This is a genomic window from Alteromonas sp. KUL42, assembly GCF_006538325.1.
Lineage (GTDB): Bacteria > Pseudomonadota > Gammaproteobacteria > Enterobacterales > Alteromonadaceae > Alteromonas.
The window spans coordinates 349,396-367,800 of record NZ_BJKK01000003.1 but is presented as its reverse complement, the minus strand read 5'-3'; the positions used below and the strand labels follow the sequence as shown (position 1 = coordinate 367,800).

Genomic DNA, 18,405 nt, shown 5'->3' with positions numbered 1-18,405 from the left:
TTGAGGTGTTTTTATACGTGTCTAATATTTTTACATATTTCAGTTTGCAGCGAAGCTTCACTTTACTAGTAATTGATTTCTTTAAATTAAAAGATGTCGGCTTGGTACTTGCTTAAAAGTCTCTTTAAAGTTCATTAAATTTATATGTTTAAAAGGATTTAAAATGACTCATCAAAAATTGATACTTGCAATTTTGACGTTAGTAACCTTAAAAGCACATGCTGGTATCATATCGATTTCTGGCAGCCAAAACGCCTCTCATATCAGAACTACGAGTAATATTAACTATACACAAATTGTAAGAGATCCCAATAATGGCACTTTTGCTCATATTGGTATTGAAGGAGCTAACTATACTAATTTTGATGAATGGAACCGTAACTTAGGCAACGGAGGTTCTACTGTTCATTCTTCAGAGCTAAACTTGAATTCTACACACAAAAGCTTACTTGAAAACGCTAAAATATCAAATATTTGGTTAAACTACTCCATGAGGTGGAGGACGGTTTCGGGGGTAGGAACATATGACACTAGAAGTACTTCTATTGCTGAAGGAAAAAGTGAATTTGATGGTCGGTCTGGAGTTGAAATTAGTATTGACGGTAATCAAATTCTATCGTTAGCAAAAGAACAATCAGTTATTGCAGAATGCAGTACTGGTCGAAGTATAGGGGATTATGTAGATAAAAATAGCTACAATTTTGATAGGTATGGGTATTACACAGGTATTAGTAATGATGATAGTTGGGATGTTTGTACAGATACGGCGACCGTTGGGTGGAATTTTATAAGTGATGTTTTGACTTTCTCTGAAAGTGATTGGTCTAAAATTGTGACACATGGTATCGATTTAGCGGTATCGTCTAAAACCATAGACTGGGATATATATTTCAATACAGGAGACGATGCAAGGGAAGGGTGGATTAATCACAGTACAGTATTTTCAACAAGCCTTCGAATTGAGTATGAGGAACTATCAGATAATCAAGTTTCAGAGCCAAGTTATTTAACACTTTTCACCTGTGTGCTTCTTGGGGGAATAAGATTTAAGAAACGCAAAAAATTGAATAATTATGTATGAGAATTACTAAGTTCATTATCTAGTTAAAGTGAAAAGCACTAAAAGATTGCTTTAGTGACTATGGAAAATAAGTTACCAATTTTAAATACTGTGACGGACTATACAGTTTTAATTAAATCTGTTCAAAGCGAGCTTTTGAGTAGCTAATTACTATAACGGATTTGATTGTCAATCTTGCTTCATTATACCATCAACTTATAACTTAATAGTCGCAATAAAAGCAGGCACACCACTATGAAACTTGAAGTCCTCATCTGGTGACGAAATTAAATCAGCTTCAATTTTGCCAAAATAGGCAATGCGTTCAGTGATATCGCGACCGGCTATTTCTTCAGCAAGCGATAGGTAATCTTGATAATGTCTAGCTTCAGAGCGAAGCAAGGAGACATAAAAATCTCCTAAACGCTTATCTACATGGGGGGCTAGTTTTGCAAAGCGCTCACAGGAGCGGGCCTCGATGTATGCACCACAAATCAGTTTGTCGATAAGCGCATCGGGCTCGTGATTCTTAACATGGGTTAACATGCCTCTGGCGTAACGGCTAGAGCTGATATTTTCATACGGAATACCGTATTCATCCATAATCTCTAACACTTGAAAAAAGTGGTGTAATTCTTCTTTTATCAGCAACACCATTTTATCGATGAGATCTTGGCCATAAGGAGTGCCCGACTTTGGCAACATAGACTTTGACAGTGTGTTGTGTTTACTCAATTCTCTCCAGTCGCCCTGCATGCGGTAGGTAAAATCTTCAAAAGGCTTCAACCATGCTAATAACGCCTCACTACTTTCTTTATCTACGGCATATCTTCGAATGAGGAACATGGCACTTTGAGCAGCTTTTAGCTCACAAACAAGATGATCTAATAAAATAACGGATAAATTTTCTTTCTTTACCGCTTCATCTACCCATTGATCTGGCGTTTCACATTGTAAGAAGCTTCTGATAGGTTCGAGTAGGGCGTCCAACGTTTTCTCTCTACAGCAAATAATTGAGGAAAGGTACTGAATACCTTTATTTGGGCGGCAAGTATACCACTGAAAATTGCTAGGCAAAATGACATGAATCAAGCTACCTGAATCAAGGAACACGAATCAAACTGCCTGAAGCAAATGCTCAGAGTTAAACAGCCTCGGGTACCTGTCGGCTTTGAGGAAATTAACCTACAAGAGCCTCGTTATCTTTGTTCATTTCTTGTGTTGGCGGTTAACATTTTCCATCGCAAGGCTCTAGCGGTTCTGGTTTGCCAAAGTAATAGCCTTGATAGAAGTTACAATTTAATGCGTGAAGTGCTTCAAATTGCTCTTGTGTTTCGACACCCTCAGCGACAACCGCTTTATTTAATCCGTGAGCGAGATTAATAATCGAAACAACCACCGAGCGACCCTCATCATTAAGCAAGAGTTTATCAATAAATGACTTGTCGATTTTGATAATGTCGATGGGGAAGCTAGTGAGGTAATTCAACGATGAATAACCCGTTCCGAAGTCATCCAAGGACAATTGAAAACCAAGTTCAGATAGCTGCTGCATTTTCTCGACCACATTCTCTGATTGTCGCACCATAACACTCTCTGTAATCTCAAGTTTGATGTTTATTGCAGACACCTGATTGCGGGCTAATGCAGCTTGTAATTTCTCAACAAAAGTATCTTCTTCAAATTGAATTGCGCTGATATTAATCGCTATGGTTAAGCTTTCTTTAGATGCGTTACCTTTCCAACTGTGTATTTGCTGGCAGCACTGCTGAATGATCCAATCTCCCATTTCTCTGATCAGCCCCGTACTTTCAGCAATGGGAATGAATTCAGCAGGAGACACAAAACCCAACAAGCGACTGTGCCAGCGAGTTAATGCTTCATAGCCGCAAAGAGTTTGATGTTTATCTAGAATGGGTTGAAAGACCACCTGCAACTCATTGTTTTCAAGGGCTGTAGAGAGCTGCTGAATAAGTAGATTGCGACGGTCTACTTTGTCTTGTAATTCACTCTCGAAAAAGCCGATAGTATTTTTACCGATTTGTTTGGTTTGATGAAGTGCAATGTCAGACTGTTTCAAGATGGCGTCTGTATTAGACGTCTTACTGTCGAAAATACACAGGCCAATACTACTTGATATAACAAGTTCATGTTCCGCAATTGAGAATGGCTTCAACATTTCACTTTGCAATGTCTTGGCGAGTTTCTCTGCACGATACAAGGCTTTGTCTTGCGTTATACCTATGTCGAGCAGCAACATAGCGAATTGGTCGCCGCCTATTCTAGCGATAAAGTGTTGATTGTGAATATTCGATTCAATTCTGGAAGCAACTTTTATTAGCAGTAAGTCACCCGTAACGTGCCCCAAGCTGTCGTTTACGGTACTAAAATCGTCTATATCCAATGTTAATAAAGCGCCGTAACCTGAGGTAAGTGTATCTTCTCGTTGAACATCGTCCAAGGTTTGTTTCAAGTACTGACGATTAGGTAAGTTGGTTAGTTCATCGTAGAGTGCGAGCCGTGTTACTTCCTCTTCGGCGAGCTTGCGGCTGGTAATATCTGCGCGAATGGCGATGTATTTAATTGGCCTGTTATTCTCGTCTAACAGGGGGACGATAGTGGTACTCATCCAATACAAGCTGCCATCCTTTGCTCTGTTGCAAATTTCACCTTCCCAAGGATGCCCGCTCTTTATTCGCCCCCACATGTCTTTAAAGAAGTCGGCGGAATGTACTCCTGAATTAATAATACGGTGAGTGTTGCCAATGAGTTCTTCACGTGAATATTGAGAAATATTGCAGAATTTTTCGTTAACACTAAGAATAACGCCCTTAGCATCAGTTACAGCAACAATAGCATGCTGATCGAGCGCTTCTTTTAGCTCTTTTGTTTCTTTTAGTGCTTTTGCAGTTTGCCCTTTTTCTTTGACAATCTCATCATAGGGAGAAAGCAGTTCAACAATAAATATGGACCTGAATAGAACAATTGCAGAGATTATTTTATAGAAATGCGCAACTAACACGTTAAGTTGTGACGCTGAGCTATAGGAAATGATGAGAAATGAGCAAATTGCCATGCAATAGGTTGAAATAGACAGGTGAATATTGCTTTTATCTTTTGTTTTAACTGCCTTTACGAAAAATGCAATGGTTAATCCCAAACTAAACAAGCCCAAGAGCGACTCGTAGTATGACTTAAATGGGCTGACACCTTTCCCGCTCACATACAAAATAGGAAACCAATCTATAAAGTAATTTCCCATTATAACTAGCAGAACACTTAATGATATTGCCGCGAATAAGGCATGGCGCTGTCGCCAAGGTAAAGACACGTTGAACAACAAAGCGGCCAATGTAAGAAGCTCAAATGTTCTTCCAACGAACCAAAAAAATATGGCTTTTTCTGTGGTAGGTTTTGTTATTAACAATGGCATGCCCGCATACGACAGCGCATGAACGTAGTCGATAATGGCTACAGTGGTTAACCCAAAAATAATAATGTTGGCAGGCTTAAACGTGTATTCAACGGGTTTAAGACAAATAACAACGACGATTGCCGCGAATATAAACGAAGAAATTAATTCTGAACTTAGATGAAGCAGTAGGTACTGCTCTTGAAGAAACGGTATTTCTGTAGAGAAAGTAAGTGAAAGTAAAAAGAAACTTAACGTTAAAGCCCCTAGAAGTAGTGCATAGCGCTTGATTGTTTCACCAAAAGGCTCTTGCGTCATAGTGCTCAACGTATTTTCATGGGTCATGGGCAATACTTTCAGTCCCTAACAAATAGTGCGAAGAGTAGGCTTTGACTGATATACCGTTGTGTTGAGGCTTTAATTTCCTGTATTTGGCTCATTTGAGATAGTCACCTGCTTCACGGGTATTTCGACAACGAGTATGTTCATTGATATTCTGTTTGTTGAACCACTGATGCATAGTATTGGGAAATATTAGATTTTTCTAGTATGTTTATTGATTATAGACATGCAAACAGTGAATGAGGTGAAGCATTAACCCTTTTTTTGTAAACTTGTGGTGTTATGAACTATTTAGCGCATCTGTATTTTGCACAGCGCACTGCCGACTCTCATTTTGGAAATTTATTGGGTGACTTCAGGCGGGGAGTTAAAGTGAACAATCTTTCCCCAATGGTGCGGCTTGGCCTAGAAAACCATTACGAAGTAGATAGATACACTGACAGTCATCCTGCGGTTGTTGAAGCAAAACAATTATTTGATGCTAAACGCCGACGTTTTGCACCCGTTGCTTTAGATATCTACTTTGATCATTTATTGATAAAGCATTGGTCTAAATTCAGCACAACATCTTTTCACGATTTTCGCGTTAATAGTTTCTCTTTATTGGAACAACGTCTTATGCATATGCCGGGTATTATGCGTCAGCGTATTGGTAGTATGATTTCGCAAAATTGGTTTAATGATTACGCCAAAGAAGAGGGTATTGCTATGGCAATCACATCTGTAGCAAGGCGCATACGTTTTACTAATCGTTTTCATTATGTTGTCGACGATATTGCTCAGCATCGCGATGAAATTGAGCGGTATTTTCTTCTCTTTTTTCCTGATCTCAAACGGCATATAAGGTGCTATGGGCCAGAGAATATTGCCGCTTCCTTATAGCCTCTCATAGACAACTGTCGATAAATTTATGCCACTTGTCGAGCATTTCTCAGTATTAAATTGTACGAGGTTATAGTGCGCATATGCTAAGCACTTATGCTTGGCAAACAGGCATGCTAAAAGCCAATAATAAAAATATACGCCTTAATTTAAAAGCGACAGTCTAATGAAAAACAAAATGAGTACATTAACACCCCGCGCAGTGTGTTTTGCGCTTATCGCCTTGGTCTCGATATCTACTCATGTAGTAGCGGATACCAGCAGTGCATCACATCGCCGTACCCTTGACATTGATAGCAGTGTTGTTACGGATCACGAGACTAAAATTCTTGGCAAGCGGGTTAAATACAGTGCTACAACCGGTACACAACCGGTTTGGAATAGCAAAGACGAAGCTGTAGCCACCTTGTTTTACACCTACTATCAACGCACTGATGTTAAAGATAACGCAGATAGACCGCTAGTTATTTCATTTAATGGTGGCCCGGGCTCTGCCTCTGTATGGATGCATGTTGCCTATACTGGCCCGCGCATATTAAACATCGACAGCGAAGGCTACCCGGTTCAGCCCTATGGTGTACAAACCAACACTTATTCAATTTTGGATGTGGCGGACATTGTTTTTGTTAATCCTGTAAATACGGGGTATAGCCGCATCTTGGAAGATGAAGATGGCAATTTACCGTCTAAAGATGAACAACAGAAAATGTTCTTCGGCGTTAATGCTGATATAAGCTATCTCGCTGATTGGGTTAATACATTTGTAACGCGCAATAATCGTTGGCGCTCTCCTAAATATCTGATTGGCGAGAGCTATGGCACCACTCGCGTGTCAGGGTTAGCACTTGAGCTACAAAATCGTCAGTGGATGTATCTGAATGGCGTTGTATTAGTATCGCCAACTGATATCGGCATTGAGCGAGACGGACCAGTGAAAGCGGCTAACCGTTTACCTTATTTCGCTGCTACTGCTTGGTATCATAAGAAATTAGACAGTGAGCTACAAAGTAAAGACCTGACAGAGTTATTGCCCGAGGTAGAGCAATTTACCATTAATGAATTAATTCCTGCACTCGCCAAAGGTGGGTTCATAGGGGAGGATGAAAAGCGCACAGTACTGGGTAAAATGGCGCGCTATTCAGGGCTTTCTGAAGAAGCAATAATGCAAAATAATTTGGACGTTGATACCGCGTTTTTCTGGAAAGCACTTTTGCGTGATGAAGGTAAAACACTGGGTCGATTAGATAGCCGTTATTTAGGTGTTGATGCAAAGCAAAGTGGCAATAGACCAGATTATTGGGCAGAGTTGACCTCTTGGCTTCATTCGTTCACGCCAGCCATCAATTACTATTTGCGTGAAGAGCTCAATTACAAAACTGACACTAAATACAATATGTTTGGCAACGTACACCCTTGGGATCGCACAAATAATCACACAGGTGAAAATTTGCGTTTAGCCATGGCACAAAACCCGTATTTAAACGTTATGATCCAATCGGGCTATTACGATGGTGCAACAAACTATTTTGATGCTAAATACACCATGTGGCAGCTTGACCAAAGCGGAACCATGAAAGATCGCTTGAGCTTTAAAGGGTATCGCAGTGGACACATGATGTATTTGCGTCGTGACGACCTTAAACAGTCCAATCAAGACTTACGTGAGTTCATTCAAGCCAGTACGCCTGAACAGGGGCAACCAGCGATGTATTCTCGTTAACAATCGTAAATGGGGCCTAGTAGTAGGCCCTCTTTCACTGCGCTCTCGCGGCGTTCATAGCGGCAAGTGCGCTTGCACATTTTTGCTTTAAGGTGTCTCTTAGCAGCCGAACTGCAGGGGTTATCGACTGCCTACTTGGGCAAATCAGCCACAATTGTGTTGTGATGGGGGTATATTGTGGAAGTAAAGTGACAAGACGCCCCTGAATAATATCGTCATAAATATCGAGACCTGACTTTACTGCCACACCTTTTCCGGCTACAGCCCATCGCCTGACTAAATCCCCATCATTAGCAATTCTATTCCCCTTCAGTTTTTACCTTTACTGGGGTGTTTTGATAAGTGAACTCCCATTCACTGTAAACCTTGTCGTGCAGTTGATAGAAAAGCCCATTGCATGCACGTAAATCATCAACACTCTGTGGTGACCCGAAACGCTTTATATAGTCTGGAGAGGCCACCAATAACCTTGGGACATCGCATATTTTAAAGCCGTAGAGGTTTGCATCATCAGGAGAGCCATAGCGCAGAGCAAGATCGATAGGGTCACGATAAAAGTCGATATTACTGTCACTCAAATGAAGTTTCACACTTACATTTTCATGTGAATCCATAAACTCGTCCATCCATGGTGCCACGATATTTCTACCTAGGTCAGAAGAGAGTCCTAGTCTAAGTTCACCTTCAATAACGCCTGTATTGCCTTTTAAATTACTTTTTGCATTTCCAAGTAACCCCATCGCTTGTTCACAAATGGGAATGAATTGTTCTCCCGCTGTAGACAATCGCATTGAGCGGGTTGTGCGAATGAATAGTTCAGTACCTAGGTGTTGTTCTACCCGTTTTAATGCCGCACTTGCCGTTGCGGTGCGCATATTTAGGTGAGTTGCTGCAGCGGTAATATTGCGAAATTCAGCAACTTTTAGCACCACGTTTAGATCTTCAAGTAACATGATTTTCAAAAAATATTTGATAATGTTTCTGGAATTGTGATGTTTATCTAAAAATAATCAAGGGTATGATGGTTGAATATTCACTTGGGAGAAAGATTTAATGAAAGCGATTGGATACACGCATTCACATGCGATAACAGAAGATGATGCGCTTATAGATATTGAAATTGAAAAGCCTACCGCATCAGGCCGAGACGTATTAGTTAAAGTAAATGCCATTGCGGTTAACCCTGTCGATTATAAGATTCGACAGCGCGTAAACCCCAATGGAGGCGAACCTAAAATATTGGGTTGGGATGCAGTAGGTGAAGTAGTTGAAGTTGGCGCTGATGTCACTGCGTTTACTGTGGGCGATAGAGTGTACTATGCAGGTGATTTAACTCGCACTGGGTCAAATGCAGAGTATCAACTTGTCGATGAACGCATTGTTGGTTTTGCTCCAAACAGTTTATCAGACAGTGAAGCAGCAGCATTACCGCTTACTACCATTACTGCCTATGAACTGCTTTTTGACCATCTAGCACTTATACAACAAAGTGATAAAAGTGATGAAGTTGTACTTGTAGTTGGAGCGGCAGGGGGTGTTGGCTCTATCATGCTACAACTTTTGAAAACACTGACAGGCGCGACGGTAATCGCCACTGCCTCTCGAGAAAGTTCTCGACAGTGGGTAGAGTCACTCGGCGCCGACTATGTGGTTGATCACAGCCAGCCACTTGCTGCACAAATAAAGGCATTAGACATTGGTGATGTTACTCATGTGGCAAGTTTAAACAATACGCATTTGTACATTGAAGACTTTGTTGAAGTGATGAAGCCCAAAGGCAAGCTTGCCCTCATTGACGACCCAGACAGTTTGGACGTAGGCAAATTGAAGCAGAAAAGCTTATCGCTTCACTGGGAGTTCATGTTTACCCGTTCGATGTTTGAAACGGATGACATGGTGGAACAAAGCCGTTTGCTAAACCACGTTGCAGCACTGATTGATGAGGGTAAGATAAAAACCACCTTGGGTAAGCACCTTGGCAAAATAAACGCAGCTAACATAAAGCATGCGCACAGTATTCTTGAGCAGGGTAGCGCCATCGGGAAGTTGGTACTAGAAGGGTTTTAATCTCAGACAGCGCCCGTTTTATTTTACATAGTGGTAAAACGCAGGCTTAAGGATCTTATTCGCCACCTACGGTAAGCCTCTGTTTTTAGTACAGAGGCTTGTTGATTAAACGAGCATTTCTGATAGACAGTTTAGAGATTCATTCCACCCGATGCTTCAATTCGCTGTCCGTTGATCCAGTGACTTTTATCGCTGAGTAACAGCGCGACAACGGCGCCTATGTCATCAGGTAGTCCAACTCGGCCAAGTGCGGTACGCGCTGCAATCGCGCTATTGACTTCAGATGTGTCACGCACATAACCATTGCCAAAGTCGGTTTCAATGGCTCCGGGGGCAAGTGTATTTACACGGATCTTACGGTTACCGAGTTCGTTTGCCATATAGCGGCTCATTACTTCCACTGCACCTTTCGCCATTGCATATGCACTGTACCCTGGGAAGCAAAAGCGGGTGAGACCAGATGAAACATTAAGAATTGCACTACCATCTCTCAATAAAGGAAGTAGCTTTTGCGTCAGCAGATAAGGGCCTTTGACATGCATATCGAACAAGGTGGTCAAAGTTTCCTCTGTCGTATCAGTAAAAGGTAAGTTGATACCAACCCCCGCGTTATTGAGTAAGTAATCAAATTGAGTGCAGTTAAATTGTGCTTCAAGTATCTGAGATATACTCAATACAAAGTTATCGAATGAATTCACATCGGCAGTATCTAGTTGTATTGCAACTGCCTTTTGGCCAATGCTATGCACTTCATCGATAACATCATTTGCGGCTGCGATGTTATCTTTGTACGTAATAACAACATCTAAACCCTCACTAGCAAGTGCTAATGCGCTAGCTTTTCCAAGTCCTCGACTGCCGCCAGTTATTAATGCAATTGTCATAAATTTTCCTTCTTTTTTGTGAGTAGACGAATAATAGGAGGATATTGGAGTTTGAAAAATAGCCTTAAAAAGATATGATTGTTCATCAAAAGAGAACAATCATGGGCATACGGGAGTAGGTATGGATAGATTTGATATGATGCAAAGATTTGTTCAGACCGCCAGATTGGGCAGTTTTAGCAGAGCGGCTGATGTACTAGGCTTACCTAAATCAAGTGTATCTCAGGCCATTACTCAACTTGAGTCGCAGCTGGGTACAAGACTATTGCACAGAAGTACTCGACAAGTGCGATTGACCTCAGATGGAGAAGCCTTTCTGCCCCAATGTCAGGCAATTCTGAATGAATGGGACGCTATGTCTCAACAATTTGTGGCAACATCTTCTCTAATTACAGGGGAACTGCGTATTGATATGCCAAGTCGATTTGCTACGCTGTTTTTGTTGCCACATATCAGCAAATTTATGGATTTGTATCCCAATATTAATTTGAAGATTAGTAGCGTGGATCATCCAGTAGATCTCGCTAAAGAGGGGGTAGATTGTGTAATACGCGTAGGCGAACTTCGTGACAGCAGTCTTGTAGCGGTACCACTGTTTTCATATCCTATCTACAACTGCTTGAGTAAGACCTATATTGATCGTTACGGGAAACCCAAATCCCTAGACGATCTTAAACATCACAAATTAATCGATTATTCCCATTCACTAAGCCAAAAAACTGCTGAATTTGAATATGTTCATGCAGGAAAAACTTGCACATTAACGATGCCAAGCGCAATTTCGGTAAATAGCACGGAAGCGTATTTCAGCGCTTGTTTAAATGGACTAGGTCTTGCTCAGCTTCCTATACTTGCAAACACAAAGCTATTTAAAAATGATGAGCTTGTCAGTGTTTTGCCTGACTTCCAAGCACCTGCTATGCCGGTAAATCTGCTCTACTTATCAAGAAGACATATGCCTCAAAGGTTAGACGTTTTTATTAAATGGATGAAAGGCGTTATTGAAGAACTGACATCGTAACTGACGTTAGTTTTTTCCTACAATTTTTAGAGCGTGCTGACTTCTCTGGTACGTTTTTACAGCAAAGGTCAACACGCTCTAATAACATTTCTTTATGTGATTTTACGTTAATTTCTATCTTATTCATCACTTTGAACTAGACTAATTATTAATCAATAGTAAGCCGTCTATAAATAACACCATTTTGAATTGTTGATGCAAGGGAAAAGGTTATTCCCAAAGCCGTACCAAGTGTAGGATAAGAAATTGAATTATGGATGCATTTTCATTAAAGCATGAACTAGACAAAACAGCGCATTTCGAATTTTATCGTTCAGACAGTGAGACAACAGAAGGGCGCTTCAACACTGACATTAAGCCAGGCAATGACAGTGATAAAATATGGAGGAAGAAGCTGCTTTACTACTGTAACTGGTGTCTTAAAAACCAAACTGATTTTAAGTTTGAACAGATTATTTATAACGAAGAAAAACCCTATCTCATTCGCACAAGACAAATTTCACTATTTTATAAAACACCTAACCATCTTGAAGTTACGGTATCTGAGGCCAAGCCAATTACCAATAAGATATTCGGTAACCAGTTTGATCGGAATATTCTCGACTCTATGCAAGATGTGTTGCTTATTTCGGAAGCGGAGCCGCTTGATTCACCTGGGCCAAGAGTACTTTTTGTCAATAGTGCGTTTCACCGAATGACAGGGTATCAAGAATCAGAAATTCTAGGGCGTACACCACGTATTCTACAATGCGAAAATACCACTATTGAAAGCCGAAGCGACATCAGAAAAGGCCTTGCAAGTTGGAAGCCTTTTAAGGTGGTCCTTCGTAATAGGACCAAGTCTGGAGAAGAGTTTGACGTTGAACTCAGTATTAGTCCTGTTGCAGATGAAACAGGTTGGTTCACGCATTGGATTTCAATACAGCGGGATGTAACCGTACAGCATAAAGCTGACGAAAAGCTGTCAGAAACGATGATTTGGTTAAATGCCATCATTGAAGCTGGAAAGATAGGTATGTGGGATTGGGACTTAGTCACCAATCAGGTGCGTTATTCCAAGGAATATAAAAAGCAAATTGGTTATGAAGAAAGGGAACTAAAGGACGACTTTGCTGAATTTGAAAGTCGTGTTCATCCAGATGATTTGCATGATGTACTTAAGAAGGCAACACAGACAATTGAGCAATGCAGAGATCATCATAAAACCGAGTTTCGCCTTCGTCATAAAGACGGCTCTTATCGTTGGATATGGGCTCATGCTTCGGTAATCAAAAATAGAAAGGGTAAACCAATTCGGTTGGTGGGTTCACACATTGACATCACTGAGCAAAAGCAACTTGAAGCTCAATTGCGTCAAGCACAAAAAATGGAAGCGATTGGGCAGCTAGCGGGTGGTGTTGCCCATGATTTTAACAATCACCTTGCCAGTATTATTGGTTTTGCTGAGCTACTTTCTACAAAGTTGGAAGATTCTTCGCTTCAAGGGTATGTGAATAAAATCCTAATGTCTGCTGAAGGTTCAAGTTTGTTAACTAGAAAACTTCTGACCTTTTCAAGGAAGGACGAAGTGACGTTTGAAAATGTCAGTATTCACGAGCAGATTTTTGAGGTGCTGAGCATTCTAAGTCATTCTCTTGATAAACGCATTCAACTTCATACTGACTTGTCTGCGATAGATAATACAGTATTAGCTGATAAAGCCTTGGTACAAAGTATATTGCTAAATTTAGCGCTAAATGCGAAAGACGCTATGCCAGAAGGAGGCATATTGTGTATTGAGACACATAACACGAAACCGACTATTGGAAATATACCTGATGTGGATAAAAAAAGTGTTATTCAAATTCGGGTATCTGATACGGGCACTGGTATCGCGAAATCTGTTATGCCCAAAATATTCGACCCGTTTTTTACTACTAAGGATGTGGGTAAGGGAACTGGTTTGGGGCTTGCAACAGCGTACAGCGCAGTAACTCAATTTAAGGGGGCGATTGACGTAGAAAGTCGGCTAGGTAAGGGGACGTCATTTGTTATTGAGTTGCCTCTAGTAGAAAAGAGCGCTCATGCACGCTCGCTTTGTAATTCCCCCGATATAAGAAAGGAAGATGTTCACGCTAAAACGTTACTGGTTGTAGAAGACGATTCGTTAGTCAGTGAAATGCTTCAAGAAACGTTAGAGGTACTGGGCCACAAAAGTATTTGTGTAGAAAATGGCAAAGAAGCGTTGGCCTTGTATGAAAAGCAAGGCGAAGAGTTCGATGCAGTAATATTAGACATGAATATGCCGATTATGGGGGGGAAAGAGACATTTAAGGCGTTACAGCAGATAAACGCCGATGTTAAAGTCATTATTTCTTCAGGGTATAGTGCTGAACATACTGTTTCGGAACTTCTCGCTAGTGGTGTGTATAGTATTATTAGCAAGCCCTACAAAATAGCTGACATTGATGAAGCGATACGTGCGTTGCCTTAAAGAGGCAAGTGCAGAGACTTGCCTCTCTACGGCTTTACAGTCCAATACTTTTTAGGTCTTTTGGGCTCTGCTCAAATGGTTCTGCTTTGTTTTTAAATGACAGATGTGTATCTCTTACAAATAGCGAATCGGCTTTCTCAACATATGTCCACATGTAATCAAACCCGAGTTCCTTAACCTCATGTCTATCTAGCAGCACGATCACTTTGCTGACTTTTGCTAAACGAATTGCTGTTTGACACAAGCCACAGGGTTCGCCCGATGCAAATAGCGTTGTGCCTTTTAAGCTACTTGTACCAAGTGTTTTACTTGCGACTCGAATAGCTTGTATCTCAGCATGGGCCGTACAATCGTGTAGTGTATTTACTTCATTAACTCCTTGTCCAATAGGTCTGCCTTTTTCATCAACAACAATTGCTGAAAAAGGTAAACCTCCGCTGTCGACTTCTTTTTTGGCAAGTGAAAGCGTCTCTTCACAAAAGTGCGCAATTTGATGCGAATTTAGCATAGGTTTGCCTTTTGTTGATTGGATAAATGAGCTGCTAGTTTTTCTATGGTAGACGCTGCATCGCGAAGCGACTTTTCGTGACGTTCATCGGCAAACTCCTGATATTCAGAAGCAACTTCATAAATTAACTCTACGCCTAAATATTTACTCAGTGTACGAATATGCGGGGTTAAGTGGTTGGCCTGTTCATTAATTCCTCCTTTTTCAAAACCAAATTCGCCACTTGATGTGATGATGACTAAAGTCTTTCCAGACAGCAGTGGTGCAAGTGGCTGGTCGCCACGGACTAAGTCGAAGTCGAATGTTTTGTTAATACGTATAATTTGATCAAACCAGGCTTTTAGCTGAGCAGGCATGCCGTAGTTGTACATAGGTGAAGAAATAACGATAATGTCTGCTTTTGCTACTTCACTTATGAGTTCGTCAGATAAGGCCAACACTTCTTGCTGTTGGGCCGTTAGCTTAGTTTCAGGCGTAAAGACTGCGCCAATCCATTCTTGTGTAATAAAGTGCGGTGGGTTTGTACCTACATCGCGGTAAATATATTCATCTATATTGCTGATATCTGAATAATGTGAGATAAACTTTTTTGCTAGTTTTTTAGAAATGGAATCGTATTCTGGATTACTGTTTGAAATGGCTCTTACGCTCGAATCTATATGTAGAATGGTGCCCATTTTTACTTTCCTCTAGGTGAAAAATTCTATGGTTATTTTTACGTTTGTAAGCCTGGCTTACAAACGAGTAAAAAATAACTGTAGATGAGTAATATTCATCTAAGTGTGGTTATGGACTCTATTACTTGATAAGTTTTTATTCGCGAATCAACACTCAACCTGGTTTTTTAAAGAGGTGAAATATGCAAGTGTCGTTACCTGCATTAAAAGCATTTGAATCAGCTGCTAGGCTGGACAGTTTTAAGGCGGCGGCACAAGAGTTGTCTATAACGCCTACTGCGGTTTCACATCATATTAAGAACTTGGAGCAGCGGCTGAGTGTTAGCTTGTTTGTTCGAGAGACTAGAAAAGTCATACTTACCGACGCTGGGAAAGAGCTTGCTGAAGCAACGCACAAGGGGTTTGAAATAATTGATGCGGCGCTTAAGAAAATAGCTATGAAAGAAAAGCAAATAGACGTTACCACGACATCGTCTTTTGCCGCATTAGTGCTCATTCCGCGTCTTCGAGAGTTCAGTCTTCAATACCCAGATATCACAGTGAATATTACAAGTGGTGAGCGTGTCGAACCCAGTAACTATGTATTACCCATTCGCTTTGGTGAGTGTAAAAATCGTGCGGGAAATGATGTGCTTAAAAGGGAGCAATTTAATCTGTTTTGTAGCGCGAGTACCGTCAAGCGATTTAACGAACCTGAGCCGCTGACTATCTATACGACAAGCTGGAAGAACCGAGATTTGCCCAAAGTGCCTTGGCAACTGTGGTTAACGCTAAATGGCCTTCATGAAAAAGGGTTTAACTTGAAGCATTTCGATCAGGAGCTATTTAGTATTCAACAGGCAATGCTCGAGAATACTTTTGTATTTTGTTCAAGGACACTTGTACAAGGTTATATAGACGCTGGTGTATTGGTTGAATTGGATACGAATGCCATTGCTTCTTCACTGTGTTACTACATTGATAACAAAGATTCGCGTTTGTCGAGACACAATGTTGTGTTTGTAGAGTGGCTAGAAAAGCTTTTAGATGCTTCGTAGTTCAAATTTTATACGCGTTTAATTGGACGTATGCTAGGTGTACTGGAAGCCTAATAGGGCAACGTTAACACTATTCTTCGTTGGTTAAAGTAGAAGAGGGGGCTTGTGCGTCATGTTCCTTTTTGGCTTCTTTCCATACGGCAAGTTTTTCGTAATACACATCCCAAATACAAGGGCAACACGAACCGCCACCACAACAGTCATCTCTTAGTGGCTTTTCTGGTTCAGGCGGTAGTGGTTTCATGAGGTTATAGTTCTCGTTGTTCAAACGTGTGTCACATAGGTAATACCTATGCCTTCGGTACACTCTACATTTTACTTTCTACTACTTTATAATGCGCTATTCACAATCTCTAGTGTTACATCTATGGCATTCTTTGATTCACTGTGAATATCTGGCTCAACACCGCTGTCCTTCCAGCTTTCATTAATGTCAGCATGGTGAAACGCGGCATAGGCCATAATAAGGCTCATATGTTGACTTAGTGGTGTAGTTGACGTCATGAAACCTAGCCCCATGGTTGGCATACCTACGATAGTGGCTTTTTTATTCTGTTTTAACGTGTATGAAACAAATTCCCATGAGCCAGCAACAAAGGGCGACGTAACAATATACAAGGGAATATCGCTTTTTAGTGGATTAGCAACGCTTTTTGAACGTATTGGCGAGGTTTTACCATGACCAAAGGTTAACGTGGCAAAAGATTGGTCAGTAGGAATAAAGTGGCTTAAAAAGTACTGCGAAAAAGGTAACGACGTTAGTCCGGCAGTTCTTAAATCAATAATCAGTGCTTTGCTCTCAGACAAAAACGCCATTGCATTGCTGATTTCTGTTTGCCAACTATCACTAATAAAGTCGCCGTCTATGGCTAAATAGCCAATGTCATTTTCTATTAGTTGGGTTTGTATTGCACCAGGGAGTATTATGTCGGATGTTTCAGAGTCGTCGCTAAGGCCTGCTCTGGATATGATCCTAAAACTGGAGTCTTTGCTTACTGAGAACAACATCGACTCTAATTTATTCTTTAGTCTTGAAAATGAAAAATGACCATCGAATTCGCCGTTTTCAAGCGCTGTTGCTAAGTACTCAACTATCTTCTCTCGTTTCTCATCATACAAATAGTGTTGGTCAACCGCCCGTATCAGACTGGCAACGGCTTTGTCGATCTCTTGCTGTTCAAGTGATTCTTCGCTCGCTTGAACAAGTAAAGCAGTAAAGAGCATATTTATGAGTATTAACCAAAAAGATAACAATAATGTTTGTTTCAAAGTATGTCCCAGAGTGTTCTTGTTAACGTCTTTAGAGTTTCTGTTAGTAGCAGAAGGATATAATATTTTCACAGTCTGTGTGTACCAGAGCGTTGTCTATTCAATAAACGATAGTACTGGTGCCACTGTTTTTAAGGGAGCTTCTTCGTGCGGCACATGACCCAGTTCATCAAAGATAACAAGCTGGCTGTTGGAAATATCCTCATTAAACCGTAGCGCAAATTTCATGGGTATAAGTTTATCCTTTTTTCCCCACAAAATAAGAGTGGGTATTTGAAGATCTGCTAGTTTTGCAATCAATGGCCCCGGCTTAGTTTGAACAAAACGCTCTTTAATTGCTGCGCGATTGCCTTCTCGTAGTGATAGCTCGTAATAGCGATTTACTAACTGATCGGTGACCAAATCTGGTGAGCCATACACATTTTCTATGCTTTTCCTAATTATAAATTTGGGTAAGAAATTTTTTAGCAGCGTTTTGGCAAGCTTGTTCTGGGAAAGCTTGAATGCCAGTGGTACTGACTCTGCCTCATAAGGGTAGCCTGAGGCATCAATAAGCACTAGAGAATCCACCTTATCTGGGTAGCGAATGGCAGTCGCCCAAGCGATGTAACCACCTAAAGAGTTTCCCGCAAGTACGGCGCGCTCGACCTTGAGTTTATCAAGTAACGCGATAACGTAATCGGTGTAACGCTCTATAGTATAATTATTCTCTGGTTCGGGCCCTGTTAGTCCGAAACCAGGCAAATCAAAGCGGATCACTCTGCGCTCTTGCTTTAGTGCGTCCACCCAACCATTCCAAGTGTGAAGAGATGCACCTGTACCATGAATTAGCACAATAGGAGGCGCTGTAACATCTTTTGGTCCTTCGTCCATCACGTGAAGTGAAAGGCTCTCAATGGTGACGAATATCGATTCGTTTGAAGTCCAGCGGGTTTTGAGTCGTTCAACGGGTATGTCATCGACTTTGTTTAATTGCACAAATCCAATGACAAGGAAGAATAAAAGAAAGAGCACTCCACCTAATGTCTTCAATAAAATCAAAGCTCATCTCCA

15 protein-coding genes and 1 pseudogene are annotated in these 18,405 nt (G+C 41.0%); 7 read left to right on the top strand and 9 right to left on the bottom strand.

What is annotated here, in order from left to right; all coding sequences use genetic code 11:
* Nucleotides 1-163 precede the first annotated feature (163 nt).
* The gene (locus tag EYR97_RS06795; RefSeq protein WP_131093065.1) at nt 164-1,081 is read left to right on the top strand and encodes a hypothetical protein; all 918 of its coding nucleotides are present in this window, start codon (nt 164-166) and stop codon (nt 1,079-1,081) included.
* 195 nt (nt 1,082-1,276) lie between these two features.
* Here EYR97_RS06795 and miaE read toward each other — a convergent pair whose 3' ends face one another.
* On the bottom strand, nt 1,277-2,050 hold the full coding sequence (gene miaE, locus EYR97_RS06790) for a tRNA isopentenyl-2-thiomethyl-A-37 hydroxylase MiaE (protein ID WP_131093063.1): 774 nt from the start codon (nt 2,048-2,050) through the stop codon (nt 1,277-1,279).
* A 238-nt stretch (nt 2,051-2,288) separates the two neighbouring features.
* The gene (locus tag EYR97_RS06785) at nt 2,289-4,817 is read right to left on the bottom strand and encodes an EAL domain-containing protein (RefSeq protein WP_131093061.1); all 2,529 of its coding nucleotides are present in this window, start codon (nt 4,815-4,817) and stop codon (nt 2,289-2,291) included.
* Between the two features lie 279 nt (nt 4,818-5,096).
* On the opposite strand from EYR97_RS06785, the gene EYR97_RS06780 reads away from it, so the two are divergent.
* Complete coding sequence (locus EYR97_RS06780) at nt 5,097-5,696, top strand: ACP phosphodiesterase (RefSeq protein WP_131093059.1); 600 nt, start codon at nt 5,097-5,099, stop codon at nt 5,694-5,696.
* A gap of 178 nt (nt 5,697-5,874) precedes the next feature.
* Complete coding sequence (locus EYR97_RS06775; protein ID WP_242634932.1) at nt 5,875-7,416, top strand: S10 family peptidase; 1,542 nt, start codon at nt 5,875-5,877, stop codon at nt 7,414-7,416.
* A gap of 34 nt (nt 7,417-7,450) precedes the next feature.
* On the opposite strand, the pseudogene EYR97_RS06770 reads toward EYR97_RS06775, so the two are convergent.
* Nucleotides 7,451-8,369 (bottom strand): annotated as a pseudogene (locus tag EYR97_RS06770) (LysR family transcriptional regulator).
* Nucleotides 8,370-8,469: 100 nt separating this feature from the next.
* Here EYR97_RS06770 and EYR97_RS06765 point away from each other — a divergent pair.
* The gene (locus tag EYR97_RS06765) at nt 8,470-9,483 is read left to right on the top strand and encodes a zinc-binding alcohol dehydrogenase family protein (RefSeq protein WP_131093055.1); all 1,014 of its coding nucleotides are present in this window, start codon (nt 8,470-8,472) and stop codon (nt 9,481-9,483) included.
* Nucleotides 9,484-9,614: 131 nt separating this feature from the next.
* Here the strand turns inward: EYR97_RS06765 and EYR97_RS06760 are convergent, their stop codons facing one another.
* A complete protein-coding gene (locus tag EYR97_RS06760; protein ID WP_131093053.1) occupies nt 9,615-10,367 on the bottom strand; it encodes an SDR family NAD(P)-dependent oxidoreductase in 753 nt (250 codons plus the stop codon).
* A gap of 121 nt (nt 10,368-10,488) precedes the next feature.
* On the opposite strand from EYR97_RS06760, the gene EYR97_RS06755 reads away from it, so the two are divergent.
* Together EYR97_RS06755 and EYR97_RS06750 are read left to right on the top strand one after the other, a co-directional pair.
* On the top strand, nt 10,489-11,388 hold the full coding sequence (locus EYR97_RS06755) for a LysR family transcriptional regulator (RefSeq protein WP_131093051.1): 900 nt from the start codon (nt 10,489-10,491) through the stop codon (nt 11,386-11,388).
* A gap of 253 nt (nt 11,389-11,641) precedes the next feature.
* The gene (locus EYR97_RS06750) at nt 11,642-13,861 is read left to right on the top strand and encodes a PAS domain S-box protein (protein ID WP_131093050.1); all 2,220 of its coding nucleotides are present in this window, start codon (nt 11,642-11,644) and stop codon (nt 13,859-13,861) included.
* A 34-nt stretch (nt 13,862-13,895) separates the two neighbouring features.
* On the opposite strand, the gene EYR97_RS06745 is transcribed toward EYR97_RS06750, so the two are convergent.
* The gene (locus EYR97_RS06745; RefSeq protein ID WP_131093048.1) at nt 13,896-14,369 is read right to left on the bottom strand and encodes a nucleoside deaminase; all 474 of its coding nucleotides are present in this window, start codon (nt 14,367-14,369) and stop codon (nt 13,896-13,898) included.
* Complete coding sequence (locus EYR97_RS06740) at nt 14,363-15,046, bottom strand: FMN-dependent NADH-azoreductase (RefSeq protein WP_131093046.1); 684 nt, start codon at nt 15,044-15,046, stop codon at nt 14,363-14,365. The genes EYR97_RS06745 and EYR97_RS06740 overlap by 7 nt, the downstream gene beginning before the upstream one ends.
* A gap of 182 nt (nt 15,047-15,228) precedes the next feature.
* On the opposite strand from EYR97_RS06740, the gene EYR97_RS06735 reads away from it, so the two are divergent.
* A complete protein-coding gene (locus EYR97_RS06735; protein ID WP_131093044.1) occupies nt 15,229-16,083 on the top strand; it encodes a LysR family transcriptional regulator in 855 nt (284 codons plus the stop codon).
* Nucleotides 16,084-16,153: 70 nt separating this feature from the next.
* Here EYR97_RS06735 and EYR97_RS06730 read toward each other — a convergent pair whose 3' ends face one another.
* The 3 genes from EYR97_RS06730 to EYR97_RS06720 form a co-directional block, all read right to left on the bottom strand.
* Nucleotides 16,154-16,327, bottom strand: coding sequence for an oxidoreductase-like domain-containing protein (locus EYR97_RS06730; RefSeq protein ID WP_131093042.1), 174 nt, complete (start codon nt 16,325-16,327; stop codon nt 16,154-16,156).
* A gap of 86 nt (nt 16,328-16,413) precedes the next feature.
* Entirely contained in the window at nt 16,414-17,352 is a 939-nt protein-coding gene (locus tag EYR97_RS06725; RefSeq protein WP_131093040.1) for a S41 family peptidase, read from the bottom strand.
* 96 nt (nt 17,353-17,448) lie between these two features.
* Entirely contained in the window at nt 17,449-18,393 is a 945-nt protein-coding gene (locus tag EYR97_RS06720; RefSeq protein WP_131093039.1) for an alpha/beta fold hydrolase, read from the bottom strand.
* Nucleotides 18,394-18,405 lie beyond the last annotated feature (12 nt).